The following is a 17,120-nucleotide window of genomic DNA, read 5'->3' as shown; positions in this document are numbered from 1 at the left end:
ACAGATGGCCAATGGCCGCCAATATCAAACAAGCGTTGAATGCCTACGGCCAAAGCAGCCTTGAGCTGGATGTGGAAAACGCATCACCGCACAAGCTCATCGTCATGCTCTACGCCGGAGCAATCAAGGCGCTGACGCAAGCCCGCGTCCACATGCGTAATGGCGAGGTGGGCCCCAAGGGTGTTGCCATTTCCCGTGCGATTGCGATTGTCGAGGAAGGCCTGCGTTCGAGTCTCGACCGGGAGCAGGGCGGGGAGCTGGTCGATAACCTTTCTGCGCTTTACGATTACATCGGCTTCCGCCTGCTTGAGGCCAACCTGAAGATGGATGAAGCGGCAATCGAGGAAGTCCAGGTGCTATTGCAGCAGCTGAAAGAGGCTTGGGAATCCATCGACAAGCCTCAGCAGAGCGAGATCAAACCCGAGGTTGAAGCGCCGCAATCAGCGAGAACACCACTGAGTTATGGACGTGTCTGAATTCGATCAGGTACTCAGTACGCACAGCGTTTTGCATGATCTGACTTTGCGCATGCTTGAGCTGGCCCGCGCGGAAAAGTGGGATGATGTTCTGGATATCCTGCCAGCCCACCGACTGGCGCAGCAGCAAGCTCAGGACAGTTCGGCGCAAGCGATTGATAATGCCAATCTGGAATCCTTGTCCCGATTACTGCGTGAAACAGATGACGCGAATCAGGAGTTGATTGCTCGGTTGAGCGGCTGGCAAGCAGAAGTGGGCGCCATCCTGGAAGAAATACGCCTGACACAGGTTAACGGGCGACGCTTGGGCAAGACATACGGCGCGGGCTGAAACAGGCAGCGCCTTCCTTATCCGGAAAGTGAGGCCAAGATGACAACGATACAACTCTGGCTCACCTTACTGAGCACATCCGTGCTGCTGGTCGGTGTCGGCGTGATTTACCTGCTCTGGCAACGTCACCGAGTAGTGGAGAGTCCACCCGGCTCAGCTGCTACCGACGCGCGGCTCGACCATCTTGAAGACCGCATCGCGGCATTGCAACGCGAGACAGCGAGCCTGCGTGATGCATGGCAAGCAGATGCCGTTGTACCTGATGAGGCCGAAAGTGCCTACTCCCAAGCCATGCGCCTGGCCAAAGAAGGGCTGGACTCTGCCGAAGTAGCGGCAGGCTGCGGTATTTCCCGGGGGGAAGCCGAGCTGATCGTCGCTCTCTACCGGGCGTCTCAACGGTCTTGAGGCATCCGTCATGATCCCCGCCAATGCGCTGGCGGCATCGCTGCAAGCCTACGTCAAGACACCGGATCTACCGCTGATTCAGGTGGTCGATGCCATTCAGGAAATCCAGCAGCTGTTCACGGTAGGTGAGCAAGTCCGCGCAACAGTGACCAGCCAGTTACCGACCGGAAGATTCACTGTTCTGGTCAAGGATCAGATGCTGGATCTGAACCTGCCTCGCAATACAGAGCCCGGTGATGAGCTGGAAATGCAGGTGCTGGCAAATTCGCCACGACTGACGTTCCTGTTGCCGCGCCAGCCCCCCGTCAATCCGGTATTGCCTCAGCCGCTCCCCCCGGGCAGAGACAGTTCGACAGAGGTCGATCTCAGCGCCACCGCGAGATTTGTCGGCGCCATGGTTGCCGAATTGGCCGAGCAGGGTGATCAGCCCGCGAGCGCTACTTTACTGAGTCGTACCGTACCGCTGATGGCAAGCGGCAATATGCCGGCAGAACCGGCAAAACTCGCCGATCAACTCAAACAGGCGCTGACTCAGGGAGGATTGTTCTATGAGTCCCACCTTGCCGAATGGGTAACCGGGGGACGCACGCTTGAGCAGATTCTCTCCGAGCCGCCAGCGCGGGGCTTTGGGCCGCCGGCCAGCGAGGCCGAGGCACGCGCGAAATCTGCGTCTTTGGCCGACCAGGGCGCGCGCGAATCTGCAGCGACCGAAAAGCGCGGCGCCATGCTCTCACTGCCCGAGTCTGTTCGTGATGGCGATGAGGCATCACAAGTGACCGGCCGGGAACTTCTTGCCCAAGGCAAGACCAGTGAACTGGATTTACTGCCGCCAGCGGCACGCCAGCAGGTTCAGCAACAACTACAGTTGCTCGATCAGCGACAGATTGTCTGGCAGGGTGAGGCATGGCCGGGTCAGCCACTCAAATGGGAAGTAGAAGAGGATGACCGCCGCCGCGACCAGACCGACACCGCCGCGCCCAACCGGGTATGGCGTACGCGGCTGGAACTGGAGTTGCCGCATCTGGGCCAGGTGGAAGCCATTATTACCTTGCATGATCAAACCCAAGTGGAAGTGGGGTTTGTGGTGCGGAGCGCCGAGACGGCGTCTCGCATCCGTACCGAGCAGTCTCGTTTGCAAATGCAGATGGAGGCCGCAGGGCTGGCGCTTAATGCCCATCAAGTCATCGTGACTGACAAGCAAAGCTAGCCATGGCTAAACGTCGGCCCATTCAGGAAGCGGTTGCGCTGGCCTATCGGGAAGGCGCTGCAGCTCCGCGCGTTGTCGCCAAAGGCCGCGGGCTGATGGCGGAGACCATCATTGAGCGTGCCCGTGATGCGGGGGTTTATGTCCATGAGTCCCCCGAGCTGGTGACCTTGCTGATGCAAGTGGATCTGGACCGCCATATTCCCCCCGAACTCTACCGGGCCGTGGCCGAATTGCTCGCCTTCATACACTTTATCGAACGTGGTGTAGACGAAGCTATCGCTCCCCCTGATCTCGGCTTGTTACTGCCAGCAACGAATACGGCGCCCGCGCAGCGCCCCGTATCCGACGCAAGCCCCTCCCGCTAGTCCTCTCATTTTCCCCTGATCCAAGCAACCTTCCGCCTTGCCGGTACCTTGCCGGTACCGGCAAGGATTGCCTGTGCCCGCCTGATCGGTTGCCGCCCAGGCCCGCCACTTTGCCGGTCCGCTCGGCAATGACTTGCCGGCTCCCTAGCCATTCCTACCATTCAAATATTGTTAACCAATTGATTTGTATAGATAAAACAACTCTGGCACGCTGATTGCTCTAAAGAGTTCGTCCGGATTATTGCGTGACCCACAGCAGTACAGGTCAGGCAGATGAAGCGAATACAGGCGCTTTACCGCCAACCCCAGTAACGGGGCAAGCGGGGCCCGGACGGAATGAGAAGCGGAAACAGGGAGGTTGGTTGACCTTGTTTCCCGCGCGCAGGTTCGATGGTGATCGAAACCGACGCGCTCTAGGCAGTCGGTTTGTTGCCCGGGGGCATGGGTGGCAACCGTAGGGAAATGTAAGAAAAGAAACCGCATTTCCGATCGGTGTTCGACAGAGACGGCGTCCTGCTACCCAGGGCACACGGCGAAGGAGAGTAATCATGCAAGTCATCAACACCAATATTCCGTCGCTCAACGCGCAACGGAATCTGGATACCTCGAAAGGCAGTCTTGAGACTTCGCTCCAGCGATTGTCCTCGGGCTTGCGTATCAACTCGGCACGCGACGATGCTGCCGGCCTGGCGATCTCGGAGCGTATGACTTCGCAGATCCGTGGCTCGGATCAGGCGCGTCGTAACGCTAACGATGGTGTGTCACTGGCTCAAGTCGGTGAGGGCGCACTATCCCAAATGGGCGACATTCTCCAGCGCATCCGCGAACTCGCGGTTCAGTCAGCGAATGCGACCAACTCACCGCAAGATCGCGCCGCCTTGAATTCCGAAGTGACGCAGCTCACGGCCGAACTGGACCGTTTTGCGGTGTCCACGGATTTCAACGGCTTGAAATTGTTCGATGGTAGCTACGGTGCAGCCATCTATCAGGTCGGCGCCAATGCCAACCAGACGATCACGGCGACAACCTCGAATCTCCGTACCAACAACTACGGCAGCTATCAGGTGAAGAGTCTGCTGGGTCAGGCCACGTTTGCGCAGACCGGCACCGTATCCGGCACGGTCATCAGTGGCGGTACCTCTGGCGCCGTTCTGAATTCGTTCAACAGCAACGGATCGGGTGCGCTGAGCATCAACGGTGGTAACGGCGGTGCGCTGATTACCAATCTGACTTCAGGCTCTTCGGCACGGGACATTGCGGCAGCCATCAACGCCACCAATACCGGTGTCCGTGCCACAGCCCGTACCCAAGCCATGCTGCAATTCAACGTCAGCTCGGCTGGCGGTTTGGGTGCCAGCTCTGGCGCGGTCGATGGCGTCAGCGGTAATGGCCTCTCCTACTCGATTAACGTGACGGGTAACAACACCCAGATCGTCAATGTCACCTTCAAAGTGGGCGATGCACGTACCTCGGCAGGCTTGTCCCAAGCCGTGCAGGCATTCAATGATCGAGCCTCGCAGACCGGCATCACGGCGCGCCTGAACGAAATCGGCAACGCCATCATCCTGACGAATGACGATGGCAACGATATCGTCATGCAGGCGGTCGCTACCGCCGTCGATACCCAATCCACCGGTGTGATCTCCATGGTCACGGGTGGCGCGGGTGGTGTGCCGGCGGGTGCCGCTTACAACATGAGCGCGGTGGGCTCCGGCGGTGCAGCGGGTGGTAACCAGACATCGGGCTTCCTGCTACGCATCGGCGGTCAGGTCGTGCTGGACTCTGACAAGAGCTACTCGATCACGGCCTTGAGCGGTACAGCGGTGCAGTCGGGTGTGTTCTTCTCGTCAGGTACGATTGCCGGTGCCACGTCGGGGATGTCGGTCAACTCGGGTAGTAGCGTCAGCTCCAACCTGGCGGCTGTGAACTCGCTGGATATCAGCACGGTTGAGGGTGCTACCCAAGCCCTGCGTATCGTGGATAGCGCACTTGCGGTGGTCAGCGGCCAGCGCGCAGCCTTCGGTGCGCTGCAGAACCGGTTCATGGCGACGATTGCCAACCTGCAGGTAACGTCCGAGAACCTCAGCGCCTCGCGTTCACGCATCCGGGATGCAGACTTTGCGGCTGAAACCGCTAACCTGACCCGTGCGCAAATTCTTCAACAAGCGGGTACCGCGATGCTGGCACAGGCCAACTCGCTGCCCAATCAGGTCCTGTCGCTGCTGCGTGGTGGTTAAGCCCTCGGATACTATGCAGCAGTCTTTTACGCCAGCGGATCGTTCCGCTGGCTTTTTTGCTTTGTATTCAGCGGCTTGATCGCGCGTAAATTCAACCGGCAAGTTGTTCGAGTTGATAGCTCGCACCGGGGTCCAGCGCCAAGTGGGTGCGCAGATAGGGCAGGGTGGTACTCAGCTCTTCATGCAGGCGCCAAGGCGGATTAAGGATGAACATGCCGCTGCCATGCATGCCGAATCCGTCCTCATTCGGCGTGTGTACCGTCAGGCTCGCGTGCAACCAGCTCTTGACCGGCAAGTGCTTGAGATTCTCAGGCAGCTGGCGCGATTCATAGCGTTGCAGCATCGGATACCAGATCGCATAGGTCCCGGTCGGGAAGCGGCGCAGGGCTTCTTCCATGGCTTGCACCACGCGCTGGTAATCCTGCTTCTCTTCATACGGTGGGTCAATCAGCACCAGACCCCGGCGTGGTTCGGGCGGTAGCACGGCCTTGAGGCCAGCAAAGCCGTCCGACTTGAACAGCTTGGCCTGACGCCGCAGTGTCGCCATATTGTTTTCAAGTATCGGAAAATCCGTTGGATGCAGCTCGAACAAGCGCAACCGATCGCCTTGCCTGAGTAGCGGGGCGGCCACTAGCGGCGAGCCCGGATAATGCAGCAGCTTGCCGTCCTGATTGAGCCCGCGTACCACATCGACATACTGTGCCAAGCCTGCCGGCAGATCGTGGCGCTGCCAGAGCCGAGCAATCCCGCCGGCAAACTCGGCATTCTTGCTCGCATAGTGGCTATCGAGCTGATAAGCGCCAGCACCGGCGTGGGTGTCCACATACCAGTAGGGCTTGTCCTTCTGGTTCAGGTAATCAAGCAGACGGACAAGCAGATAGTGCTTGAGCACATCGGCATGGTTGCCGGCGTGAAAGGCGTGGCGGTAACTCAGCATGGTGCGTTTCTCTGGAAAGTTGACTGCATTGTACCGCTGCCGCTCCATCCGGCCGGTCCCAAGCTGATCGGCGACCAGCTATGGATATAGCAATTCGGTTTTTCTGCGCCTGCCTGCCTTCTGGTAAAACGTCTTCCTCCATGGTGCGATGGCACCGATAGCGTTCCAGCCTGCCGATACGACATGACAACGATTTCCCCTGCACGCCTGACTCATCTCAAACAGCTTGAGGCTGAGTCCATCCATATCATCCGCGAGGTAGCCGCCGAGTTTGACAACCCGGTGATGCTGTATTCAATCGGCAAGGATTCGGCCGTGATGCTGCATCTGGCCAAGAAGGCCTTTGCCCCTGGCAAGCCGCCGTTTCCGCTGATGCATGTGGATACGACCTGGAAGTTCCAGGAGATGTACAAGCTACGTGATCAGCAGGCGGCAGAAGGCTGGAGACTGATCACGCATGTGAACGAAGAAGGGGTGAAAGCCGGCATCAACCCGTTTACCGCCGGTTCGGCCAAGCACACCGATGTGATGAAGACCGAGAGCCTGAAGCAGGCGCTCAACAAATACGGCTTTGATGCCGCATTTGGGGGTGCGCGACGTGATGAGGAAAAAAGCCGCGCCAAGGAGCGTGTCTATTCCTTCCGCGACAAGAACCACCGCTGGGACCCGAAGAACCAGCGCCCGGAACTCTGGAATATCTACAACTCGCGTATCGACAAGGGCGAAAGCATCCGCGTCTTCCCTTTGTCGAACTGGACCGAGCTGGATATCTGGCAATACATCTTTCTCGAAAATATCGAGATCGTGCCATTGTATTTCTCGGCCGAACGACCCGTCGTGAACCTGAACGGTACGCTGGTCATGATTGATGACGATCGCATCCTCCAGTACCTGACGCCCGAGCAGAAAGCCAGCATCCAGACCAAGTCCGTGCGCTTCCGCACGTTGGGCTGCTACCCGCTGACGGGGGCCGTGGAGTCCACTGCGGCCACGCTGCCCGAGATCATTCAGGAAATGCTGCTGACGACAACCAGCGAACGGCAGGGCAGGGTGATCGATCACGATTCGAGCGGCTCGATGGAAAAGAAAAAGATGGAAGGGTACTTCTGATGTCTCACCAATCCGACCTGATCGCCAGCGACATCCTGGCTTACCTCAAGCAGCACGAGAACAAGGATCTGCTGCGCTTCATCACCTGCGGTAATGTCGATGACGGCAAGTCCACGCTGATCGGTCGCCTGCTGCACGATTCAAAGCTGATTTTCGAGGACCAGCTGGCCGCCATCAAGAAGGACAGCCAGAAGTACAACACGACCGATGACGAGTTCGATCTCGCGCTGCTGGTCGATGGTCTGCAAGCCGAGCGCGAGCAGGGCATCACCATCGACGTGGCCTACCGATACTTCAGCACCGACAAGCGCAAGTTCATCATTGCCGACTGCCCGGGCCATGAGCAGTACACGCGCAATATGGCGACGGGTGCATCGACCAGCAATCTCGCCATCATCCTCATCGACGCGCGCTATGGCGTGCAGACCCAGACTCGCCGCCACAGCTTCATCGTGAGCCTGTTGGGCATCAAGCATGTGATTGTGGCGGTCAACAAGATGGACCTGGTCGATTTTGATCAGGCTGTGTTTGACCGTATCCGTGCGGATTACCTCGCGTTTACCGAAGGGCTGGGCATACCCGATATCCGCTTCGTGCCGATTTCTGCACTGCGTGGCGACAATGTAGTCAACGCATCCGAACGCGCGCCTTGGTACACCGGCGGCACGCTGATGCAGCTGCTTGAATCGGTAGAAATCGATCACGACGTGCATCTGGATGCTTTCCGGCTCCCGGTGCAATACGTGAACCGGCCGAATCTGGATTTCCGCGGTTTCTGCGGCACGATTGCCGCTGGCCACGTTGCGCCAGGCGACACCGTAGTGGCGCTGCCTTCCGGGAAGCAGAGCAAGGTCAAGGCCATTGTCACCTACGAGGGCGAGCAGCCAGCGGCCTTTGCGGGCCAGGCCATCACACTCACACTCGAAGACGAGATCGATGTGTCGCGCGGCGACATGCTCGTCAAGGCCAACGAAACCCGTCCCAATGTGGCGACCGCATTCGATGCCCATATCGTGTGGATGAACGAGCAGCCGCTGCAACTGGGCAAGGAGTATCTGTTCAAGCTGGCCGGCAAGCAGGTGAGCGGCCGGGTGGTACAGCTGCTGCAGCGTATCGACGTCAACACCCTGGCACCCAGCAGCGCTGACGAGCTGGCGCTCAACGAAATCGGTCTGTGCCGCATCCAGCTCAATGCTCCGGCCGTATTCGATGCCTACCGTGAAAGCCGCGCCTCAGGCAGCTTGATCGTGATCGATCGGCTCAGCAATGCCACGGCTGGTGCCGGCATGATCGAAGCCGCGGCAGTAGCAGAGCAGGGGGCGGGTGAATCGGACGAGCTGGCGCGTCTGCGTGCGTTTGAAGTGGAGCTGAACACGCTGGTGCGCAAATACTTCCCGCACTGGGAAGCGCGCGATATCGGCACTTTGCTCAAGCGCTGATCCCACCGTTGTTGTTGCATCGACCAAAGCCGGGCGCCATGCCCGGCTTTTTTCATGCCCACTTGCCGCCAGCATGGTTGCGGCAACCAGCAAGGCGGCAAGGCTTGCCGCCTGCCATGAATGGTCGTGGGATCCAGCAGGCAAGTCGTTGATCTATCAGCATCATTGCTGCTGGCACAGCCTGTGCTTTTAACTACCCCGACAGGACCGATACAACACAATAAATCATCCGCGAGGCCACCATGCTTTCGAGCATCAACAAGCACTTTGCCTTCAATGAAGCGGCGCTGAAATTGCGCGCCACGCGTCAGGAAGTCATTGCCAGCAATATCGCCAACGCCGATACCCCGGGCTACAAGGCCCGCGATTTCGACTTTGCGCAGGCGCTGGGCAACGCTGTGGCATCACAGCGCGGTGCCAATCAGGGCATGGGCATGGCGCGGACAGATGGCCGGCACCTTGCGGGCAACAGCCGCAGCGTGCTCGAAGCCGATCTGCTGTATCGGAATGATGTGCAGCCCTCCATCGATGGCAACACGGTGGACATGAATATCGAGATGGCGAACTTTACCGACAACGCCGTCCGCTATCAGGCCAGTCTGACCTTCATGCAGAAACGCATTGAAGGCATGCGCTCGGCGCTGCAGTCGCAATAACAGGTAAGCAGAAGGTATCCGGGGTAAAGGGAGCACGATATGTCACTCTTTCGCGTATTCGACATTGCCGGTTCGGCAATGACCGCGCAGTCGATCCGGCTCAACGCCACGGCCAGCAATCTGGCCAACGCGGAGAGTGCGACCAGTTCGACCGGTCAACCGTATCGCGCCAAGCAGGTGGTCTTTGCCGCCACACCCTTGTATGGCAATCAGCCACAAGCGGTGGGGGTGAAGGTCAATGCGGTGTCGGAAGATCAGTCGCCAGCGCGGCTGGTATACGACCCGAAGAATCCGCTGGCCGACGCAACGGGCTATATCGCCATGCCCAACGTGAATGTAGTGGAAGAGATGACCAACATGATTTCGGCGTCGCGCTCGTTCCAGACCAACGCCGACATGATGAACACGGCCAAAGCCCTGCTGCAGCGCACGCTGCAACTGGGTCAGGCTTGATAGGGGGTTGGCGCCATGACAACCGCCGTCAATAGCAGCGCCGATGTATTCAGCAACCTGAATCAAGCGCGCGACAGCAAAAGCAAGACGCAGGAGATGCAGGATCGCTTTCTCAAGCTCCTGATCACCCAGCTGCAAAGCCAGGACCCCATGAATCCCATGGACAGTGCCGAAAGCACGGCACAGATGGCGCAGATGAGCATGGTGAGCGGGATCGAGAACCTGAATTCCAGCATCACCAGCATGATGACCACATTCAATGCCAGCCAGGGTTTTCAGGCGGCATCACTCATCGGCAAGCAGGTGCTGGTCGAAGGCGACACCATGAGCTTCGACGGCGAGAAGCCCATGAATGCGCAGGTGCTGGTTCCCGAAGGTGGCGCACGGGTCAAACTGACCATCTATGGCGCCGGCAACCAGAAGCTCGACGAAATCGACATGGGTCAGCTTACCGCAGGCAAGCAACCCATCGAGTGGGATGGCAAGGATGCCAGCGGCAATCCTTTACCGGCCGGCAAATATTACCTCTCGGCCACGGCGCAGTCGTCGTCCGGTGCCGAAACCATGCTGCGGACCATGACTTACATGGGTGTCAGCAGTGTGTCGCTGGATGGTGGCAATGTGAACGTACAGCTTGCCGACGGACGTACGCTTCCATACAGCCAGATCAGCAGCATCATGTAAGGGCCGGTGCGTTTCCAGCGTAGCGCACCGATACCAACCCCGACGTAGCAATCGGTAGGAGAATCATCATGGGTTTCCAGCAAGGTCTCAGCGGTCTTAATTCGGCCTCCAAGTTCCTCGACGTAGTCGGTAACAACGTCGCCAATGCCAACACGGTGGGCTACAAGGGCTCGCGTGCCGAATTTGCCGATATCTATGCCAATACGCTGGCCAGCACGAACGTCCAGGTGGGGATTGGTGGCCGCACCTCGAACGTGGCGCAACAGTTTGCCCAAGGCGCGATTACCAGTACCAACAATCCTCTGGATATTGCCATCCAGGGTAACGGCTTCTTCCGCATGATCGACCCAGCCGGCTCCTACAGCTATGCCCGTAATGGCCAGTTCCAGCTCGATCGCGAAGGTTACATCGTCAATAACGGCCAGAAGCTGGCGGGTTACATTGCCAATAACGATAATCAGCTGGTGACCGGCGCGACACCGCAGCCGATCCAGATCAAGACCTCCAACATTGGCGCGCAAGCAACGGGGGGCTCCACACAGGTCAATGCCGGATTGCGGATGGGGATGAACTTCGACGCCCGCAGCCCGATTGTCAACCGTGGCACAGGTACGGTGTCGCTGACTGGCCTGGTGCTCGATACGGCAGCAGCTGTGGCCAGCACACTGACCTACCAGACCCGTGTTGTCGATTCGGCGGGACGCTTCCACACTGTGGATGTGCAACTGACCAAAACCGCCGACGAAGTCGTGGGTGTCAGCCCGGAAACCTGGTCTGTCGCAACCCGGCTGGATGACCTGGGCACCGGTGGCACCTTTACCCCGACCGGCACGATTCTTCAGTTCACTGGCGGCATCCTGTCCAGCGGCTCCAGCCATAACGTGTCATACAAACTGGGCTCGCCGCCAGCCGCCTACGGCACCACGCCGCTGAATTTCACGCTCAACTTTGCCGGTGCCACGCTCGGTGCCGCAACCGTGGCGCCGAACCTGACAACCAACGACACCTCTTTGCTCAACACTTCGGTGGCGGTGTCGGATTCGAATCTGGACTCCACCACGCCAGCCAACACCACGGCTGCCCCAGTTCCTGCTTCTCAGCGTACCTACACACAACGCGTGCTGGACCCGGATGGCTACCCGGTGGATCTGACCATTACCGTGGAAAAGATCGGCGATCATCAGTGGGCCGTGGGTTACACCAGTGTGCCATCGACGACCCCGCTGGGCGCGAACCCAGGCGGCCCGGTCAACCTTGCCGTACCCACCATTCCGATCACGGCCGGCTCGCTGATTTTCAATGAACAGGGGCAGTTGCTCAGTGGCTCACCGCTTACGGCGCAGTATGAATACTCGGCCGGCGAGTTCATGGATATCGAGATCAACCTCAGTGGCCTGACTGAAACGGCATCCGCCTTTACGGCGGGCACGACCGAAGCACGGAGTACGCCATCGGTCACACCATCCGACCCCTCAAGCTACACGCATTCGACTTCGGCCACGGTGTATGACTCTCAGGGCGTGCCCCACACCATGACCATGTATTTCAGCAAGGTGGCCGTCAACACCTGGGAAGTGCAGACCAGTTTCGACGGCGGCGAGCCGGTCACGCAGCCCGGCTATGTGACCTTTGATGCTGCCGGCAAGATGCAGCCAGGCGGGCTGGACCAGTTCTTCTATACCTCGCCGATTCCGTCGCCGAGCGGTGCGCAGACACCCCTGGCCTTCAATACTTTCTTTACCGGCACCACCCAGTTCGGCAGCCAGTTCGGCGTGAACGAACTGACTCAGGATGGCTATGCCGATGGCAGCATCACCGGCCTGAGCATCGGCAAGGATGGTTTGATTCTCGGTCGCTATTCCAACGGCCAGAACCGCACTATCGGTCAGATCACCCTGTTCAACTTCGCAAACCCGCAGGGCTTGCAGCCGCTAGGCGATAACCGCTGGGCCGAGAGCTTTGCCTCGAATCAGGCGCGTCTCGGTACACCGGGTACCAGTGACTTCGGCGTGTTGCAGTCGGGTGCGGTGGAGGATTCAAACATTGACCTGACCAAGGAGCTGGTAGACATGATCACTGCCCAGCGCTCCTACCAGGCCAACGCGCAAACGATCCGGACGCAGGATCAGATGCTGCAGACTCTGGTGAATCTCCGTTAATTCCTGACAAACCGGGCGGCTGATCTTGCCGCCCGGCATCCCCTGTTTGCCGCCTTTGCCGACCTGTATTTCCGTACAGGCCGGTTTTCCGCGTGGTTTGGCTGCTGGCACGATCAGTGCTTTAGTCCCTTCGGGCAATCCAATCCGGCTTGCCCGACAGGAGAGCAGCATTATGGACAGGCTAATTTATGTGGCGATGACGGGTGCCAAGCATGCAACCATGCAGCAGGCCACCGTCGCCAACAATCTTGCCAACGCGAGCACGCCAGGCTTCAAGCAGGAGCTGTCGGCGTCGCGCGCTGTACAGGCCGTGGGCGGTACGGGTTACCAGACGCGCACTTTCACGGTCGAGCAGACGACGGGCTCGGATTTCTCGCCCGGCCCTTTGCAGACTACCGGTCGCGATCTCGATATTGCCGTCACCACAGAAGGCCTGTTTGCCGTGCAAACCGGCAATGGCGAAGCCTACACGCGCAATGGCAGCCTGCAGATCGACGCGACCGGCATGCTCAAGACACGCGAGGGTTTCCCGGTGCAGGGCGATGCCGGCCCGATCATCGTGCCTGAAAACTCGGTCCTGACCTTCGGTAAAGACGGCACGATCAGCGCCGCCCCGGTCAACGACCCCGCGCAGGTCAATGAGATTGGCCGTCTCAAGCTGGTCAAACCGAATGATCGCGATCTCGAACGCGGCAATGACGGTCTTTTCCGTCTGCGCGACGGTACGCCGGCTCAGGTTGATGCCAGCGTGCAGATCAGCAGCGGCATGCTGGAAGCCAGCAATGTGAATGCCGTCGAACAACTGGTGAAGATGATCGATTACCAGCGCAATTACGACTTGCAGGTACGGATGTTGCAATCAGCCGATCAGAACGCCCGTGCTGCGGCGCAGATCATGAGCATGAACTGATCGCACCGCGCACGCATAAAGACAAAACGACAGGAATCACCAGGAAAGGATTGCCGCCATGATGCGCTCGCTATGGATCGCCAAAACCGGCATGGACGCGATGCAGATGAACATCGACGTCGTGTCCAACAACCTCGCCAACGTCAACACCAACGGCTTCAAACGCAGCCGCGCCGTGTTCGAGGATCTGCTGTATCAAACCCTGCGCCAGCCGGGTGGCGCAACCAGCCAGCAGACGCAGTTGCCTACGGGCCTGCAGCTCGGCACCGGCGTCAAGCCCGTGGCCACCGAGCGCATCCACACGCAGGGTAATCTGCAGTTGACGGATAACCCGTATGACCTCGCTATCAACGGTCGCGGCTTCTTCCAGATCGAAATGCCTGACGGCACGATTGGCTACACCCGTGATGGCGCGTTCCAGCTCAATAACCAGGGTGTGATCGTGACCGCCGAGGGCTATCCGCTCGCCGGCAACATCACTGTGCCCGAGGGTACGCTGCAATTCGGCGTCAGCCGCGATGGGGTGGTGACGGCACTGCAAGCCGGCCAGACCCAGGCTACGCAGATCGGCAATGTGCAGCTGGCTACTTTCATCAATCCGGCCGGTTTGCTGAGCGCGGGCGAGAACATCTATATGGAAACCGCGGCCTCGGGTGCGCCACAGGTGGGAGATCCCGGCCAGAATGGTCTGGGCGTGCTCAACCAGCAGTATGTGGAAACGTCCAACGTCAACATCACCGAAGAGCTGATCAACATGATCCAGGCGCAGCGCGCTTATGAGATCAACTCGCGGTCGATCCAGACGTCTGACCAGATGCTACAGCGCTTGACGCAGCTGTAAGTGATCAACGGCACATACCCATAAAGACAGGAACGCCATCATGATCCGCAAACTGATCGTACTGACCCCGCTGCTGCTCACCGCCTGTGCCAGCAGCGTGCCGCCCACCATCATCACGCAACCCACCAGTGTTCGGCCCATGGCACAGGCACCGGTGGTGCTGGCCAATGGCAGCATCTACCAGACCGCGGGTGCGCGCATGATGTTCGAGGACCCGCTTGCACGCCGGCTGGGCGACAACCTGACGGTGATGATCGAAGAGCAGGTGAATGCATCGAGCAATTCGGCCATCACCGCAGAGCGCAGCTCGGAAAACACCACCGAAATTGCCGCTGCCGCCAATTCGCGTCTTTACAACGGTTTGCTGGGTGGTTTGAATCTGGATGCTGCCTCCTCCAACAAGCACGATGGCAAGGGAACGGCGCGTTCGAGCAACAGCTTCCGTGGCTCGATCACAGCGCAGGTAACGGACGTGCTGGCCAATGGCAACCTCGTGATCGCCGGTGAAAAACAGGTCAATATTCGCGGCGAGATCAGTTACTTGCGGGTATCCGGCATCGTGAACCCTGCCGATGTGAAGGCAGGCAATGTGGTATCCTCAAACCGCATCGCCGAGGCCCGTATTGAAGAAATGGGCAGCGGCACGATTGCCAGCGCTGACCGCGCCGGCTGGTTGCAGAAATTCTTCTTCAGCTTCTTGCCCTTCTAGCCCAGAACTTCTCAAGTACCCATGATCCTTGCCCGCGCTGCCCGTCTGATTGCCTGTGTGCTGCTGATTGCGGGATGCAGTCTGGCTCAGGCGCAGCGCCTCAAGGAGCTCACCACGGTAGGTGGCGTACGTCCCAACCAGCTTATCGGCTACGGGATTGTCGTTGGCCTTGATGGAAGCGGTGACCAGACCACGCAGACACCATTTACGGTGCAAAGCGTGCTCAACATGCTTACCCAACTGGGCGTGCAACTACCACCAGGTACCAATCTGCAACTCAAGAACGTCGCGGCAGTGACGGTCACGGCTGTCCTGCCGCCTTATTCCCGAGTAGGCCAGCAGATTGACGTTACCGTGTCGTCCATCGGTAATGCCAAGAGCCTCCGTGGCGGCACCTTGCTGATGAGTCCGCTAAAGGGTGCCGACGGGCAGATTTACGCCATAGCCCAAGGCAACGTCATCGTGGCCGGCGCCGGCGCATCGGCCGGTGGTTCCAGCACCCAGGTCAATCAGCTGGCGGTGGGCAGATTGCCCAATGGCGCTACGGTTGAACGTGAAGTCCCCGGGGGGGTAGGGGATGGCGAGTTCATTCAGCTATCCCTGAACGAAGCCAATTTCGGCACCGCCAGCAAGGTAGTGCAGACCATCAACAGCAGCTTCGGGGTCAGCACAGCCCGCGCACTGGATGCCCGTACCATCCAGGTCCGGGCCCCGCAGGACCCGGACGCCCGCGTTGCCTTCATGGCCCGGCTGGAGGACCTGAACATTGTCCCCAACGAGGCCATCGCCAAGGTCATCATCAATGCACGTACAGGCTCGGTGGTAATGAACAAGGCGGTCACTCTGGAGCCGTGTGCGATTTCCCACGGCAATCTCACGGTCACCATCTCCGCCAAGAATGACGTCAGCCAACCCGGCCCCTTGTCAGGCGGCCAGACCGCACCGGTCAAGAATGCCACGGTTGAAGTCAAGGCAGAGAAGGGCGGCGTCACCTCTGTGCCCAAGAGCGCTTCGCTCAATGATGTGGTCCGCGCACTCAACCAGATCGGCGCTACGCCGCAGGATCTGCTGGCCATCCTCCAGGCCATGAAATCCGCAGGCGCGCTCAAGGCCGAACTCGAAGTCATCTGACCGCGGATCAGCCGGGCGGAGAATCTTGCCGCCTCGTCCTGCCAGACACCCCCAGCCTTCGTATTTTTGCCAGATTGATTCAATAGAATCATAGACTTGCATTCTGGCACGCTACCTGCTTTATCCGTTCTGACCAATGTCGAACCGGGTAAAGCATCATGTCCCTCTCTACCGCCAGCCAGAACGCCGCTCTGAACGCCCGCCTCGCGATTGACGCACAGGCCGTGGGCGATCTGCGCGCCCGCGTCGCCAAGGACCCCAAGGGTGCTGCGCGCGAGGTCGCGGGTCAGTTCGAGAAGATGTTTCTCGATATGGTGATGAAGTCCATGCGCGAGGCATCCCCCAAGTTTGACGAGCTGGAAAGCAATTCGGTCGGCATGTTCCGCTCGATGTACGACCAGCAGTTGTCACAGACCATGACCAGCGGCAAGGGGCTTGGGCTGGCCGATGTGATTGCGGCGCAGATTGAGCGCATGGGCAATCCAAGCCTGCTCCAACAGCCACAGCGCAGCCCCGCCCGAGGCGTGGAGACCGCGCGGGCGGCAAATCCTGCCGCTGCCCCGGCAGCCGCGCCGGCCAACTCCAGCAGCTTTGTCGAGACCCTGGGTGAAGCTGCCTCCGGCGCCGCGCAAATGCTGGGCTTGTCGCCGCACCTGATGCTGGCCCATGCCGCGCTGGAAACCGGCTGGGGCAAGAAGCCGATCACGGATGCGAAGGGCAACAACACCCACAACCTGTTCGGTATCAAGGCAGGCAGCAGCTGGACCGGCAAGACGGCCGACATCACCACCACCGAATACGTTGATGGCGTCGCGCAGAAACGGGTCGAGCGCTTCCGCGCCTATGACAGCTACGCCGATGCTTTTGCCGATTACGCGAAGCTCTTGTCGCGCCGCTATGGCGATGCCGTGCAAGCCGGCAGCGATGCCAAGGCCTTTGCCAGCGGCTTGCAGGAGGGTGGTTATGCCACCGATCCCGCCTACGCCAGAAAACTTGCCCGTGTTGCCGAGCATCCGGCACTGCGCGCCTATCGGGCTGCGGCCTGAATCGCCCGGCCAGAGAGGTAGAAC

At 59.5% G+C, this 17,120-nt stretch carries 18 protein-coding genes; 17 read left to right on the top strand and 1 reads right to left on the bottom strand.

Annotation, left to right across the window (positions count from 1 at the left end; translation table 11 throughout):
* Positions 1-11 precede the first annotated feature (11 nt).
* From fliS to O9X62_RS06515, 6 genes are all read left to right on the top strand, one after another.
* Positions 12-476 carry a flagellar export chaperone FliS gene (gene fliS, locus O9X62_RS06540; protein ID WP_269531993.1) on the top strand — a complete coding sequence of 155 codons (465 nt, stop codon included), beginning with the start codon at positions 12-14 and terminating at the stop codon, positions 474-476.
* Complete coding sequence (locus O9X62_RS06535; RefSeq protein WP_269531992.1) at positions 469-807, top strand: hypothetical protein; 339 nt, start codon at positions 469-471, stop codon at positions 805-807. The genes fliS and O9X62_RS06535 overlap by 8 nt, the downstream gene beginning before the upstream one ends.
* 39 nt (positions 808-846) lie before the next feature.
* The gene (locus O9X62_RS06530; RefSeq protein ID WP_269531991.1) at positions 847-1,212 is read left to right on the top strand and encodes a DUF2802 domain-containing protein; all 366 of its coding nucleotides are present in this window, start codon (positions 847-849) and stop codon (positions 1,210-1,212) included.
* A gap of 10 nt (positions 1,213-1,222) precedes the next feature.
* Positions 1,223-2,419 carry a flagellar hook-length control protein FliK gene (locus O9X62_RS06525; RefSeq protein WP_269531990.1) on the top strand — a complete coding sequence of 399 codons (1,197 nt, stop codon included), beginning with the start codon at positions 1,223-1,225 and terminating at the stop codon, positions 2,417-2,419.
* A 2-nt stretch (positions 2,420-2,421) separates the two neighbouring features.
* Positions 2,422-2,784, top strand: coding sequence for an EscU/YscU/HrcU family type III secretion system export apparatus switch protein (locus tag O9X62_RS06520; RefSeq protein ID WP_269531989.1), 363 nt, complete (start codon positions 2,422-2,424; stop codon positions 2,782-2,784).
* 548 nt (positions 2,785-3,332) lie between these two features.
* The gene (locus O9X62_RS06515) at positions 3,333-5,021 is read left to right on the top strand and encodes a flagellin (RefSeq protein ID WP_308446437.1); all 1,689 of its coding nucleotides are present in this window, start codon (positions 3,333-3,335) and stop codon (positions 5,019-5,021) included.
* Positions 5,022-5,112: 91 nt separating this feature from the next.
* Here the strand turns inward: O9X62_RS06515 and O9X62_RS06510 are convergent, their stop codons facing one another.
* Entirely contained in the window at positions 5,113-5,958 is an 846-nt protein-coding gene (locus tag O9X62_RS06510) for a 23S rRNA (adenine(2030)-N(6))-methyltransferase RlmJ (protein ID WP_269531988.1), read from the bottom strand.
* Positions 5,959-6,141: 183 nt separating this feature from the next.
* On the opposite strand from O9X62_RS06510, the gene cysD reads away from it, so the two are divergent.
* The 11 genes from cysD (at position 6,142) to flgJ (ending at position 17,096) form a co-directional block, all read left to right on the top strand.
* The gene (gene cysD / locus O9X62_RS06505) at positions 6,142-7,068 is read left to right on the top strand and encodes a sulfate adenylyltransferase subunit CysD (protein ID WP_269531987.1); all 927 of its coding nucleotides are present in this window, start codon (positions 6,142-6,144) and stop codon (positions 7,066-7,068) included.
* Positions 7,068-8,507: a sulfate adenylyltransferase subunit CysN gene (gene cysN / locus O9X62_RS06500; protein WP_269531986.1), complete on the top strand. Its 1,440-nt coding sequence runs from the start codon at positions 7,068-7,070 to the stop codon at positions 8,505-8,507. Before cysD ends, cysN begins: the two co-directional genes overlap by 1 nt.
* A 242-nt stretch (positions 8,508-8,749) precedes the next feature.
* A complete protein-coding gene (gene flgB / locus O9X62_RS06495) occupies positions 8,750-9,163 on the top strand; it encodes a flagellar basal body rod protein FlgB (protein WP_269531985.1) in 414 nt (137 codons plus the stop codon).
* Positions 9,164-9,202: 39 nt separating this feature from the next.
* On the top strand, positions 9,203-9,616 hold the full coding sequence (gene flgC, locus O9X62_RS06490) for a flagellar basal body rod protein FlgC (RefSeq protein ID WP_269531984.1): 414 nt from the start codon (positions 9,203-9,205) through the stop codon (positions 9,614-9,616).
* A gap of 15 nt (positions 9,617-9,631) precedes the next feature.
* Positions 9,632-10,300, top strand: a complete 669-nt coding sequence (locus tag O9X62_RS06485) for a flagellar hook assembly protein FlgD (protein WP_269531983.1) — start codon at positions 9,632-9,634, stop codon at positions 10,298-10,300.
* 68 nt (positions 10,301-10,368) lie between these two features.
* Entirely contained in the window at positions 10,369-12,459 is a 2,091-nt protein-coding gene (locus tag O9X62_RS06480) for a flagellar hook-basal body complex protein (protein ID WP_269531982.1), read from the top strand.
* Positions 12,460-12,631: 172 nt separating this feature from the next.
* Positions 12,632-13,369, top strand: a complete 738-nt coding sequence (flgF, locus tag O9X62_RS06475) for a flagellar basal-body rod protein FlgF (RefSeq protein ID WP_269531981.1) — start codon at positions 12,632-12,634, stop codon at positions 13,367-13,369.
* Between the two features lie 58 nt (positions 13,370-13,427).
* On the top strand, positions 13,428-14,210 hold the full coding sequence (flgG, locus tag O9X62_RS06470; RefSeq protein ID WP_269531980.1) for a flagellar basal-body rod protein FlgG: 783 nt from the start codon (positions 13,428-13,430) through the stop codon (positions 14,208-14,210).
* Positions 14,211-14,250: 40 nt separating this feature from the next.
* A complete protein-coding gene (locus O9X62_RS06465) occupies positions 14,251-14,919 on the top strand; it encodes a flagellar basal body L-ring protein FlgH (RefSeq protein ID WP_269531979.1) in 669 nt (222 codons plus the stop codon).
* Between the two features lie 21 nt (positions 14,920-14,940).
* A complete protein-coding gene (locus tag O9X62_RS06460) occupies positions 14,941-16,050 on the top strand; it encodes a flagellar basal body P-ring protein FlgI (protein WP_269531978.1) in 1,110 nt (369 codons plus the stop codon).
* 158 nt (positions 16,051-16,208) lie between these two features.
* Entirely contained in the window at positions 16,209-17,096 is an 888-nt protein-coding gene (flgJ, locus tag O9X62_RS06455; protein WP_269531977.1) for a flagellar assembly peptidoglycan hydrolase FlgJ, read from the top strand.
* Positions 17,097-17,120 lie beyond the last annotated feature (24 nt).

The organism is Chitinimonas sp. BJYL2, assembly GCF_027257935.1.
Taxonomy (GTDB): Bacteria; Pseudomonadota; Gammaproteobacteria; order Burkholderiales; family Chitinimonadaceae; genus Chitinimonas.
Note: the sequence above shows the minus strand (reverse complement) of the source record. Positions and strands in the feature narration are given on the sequence as shown.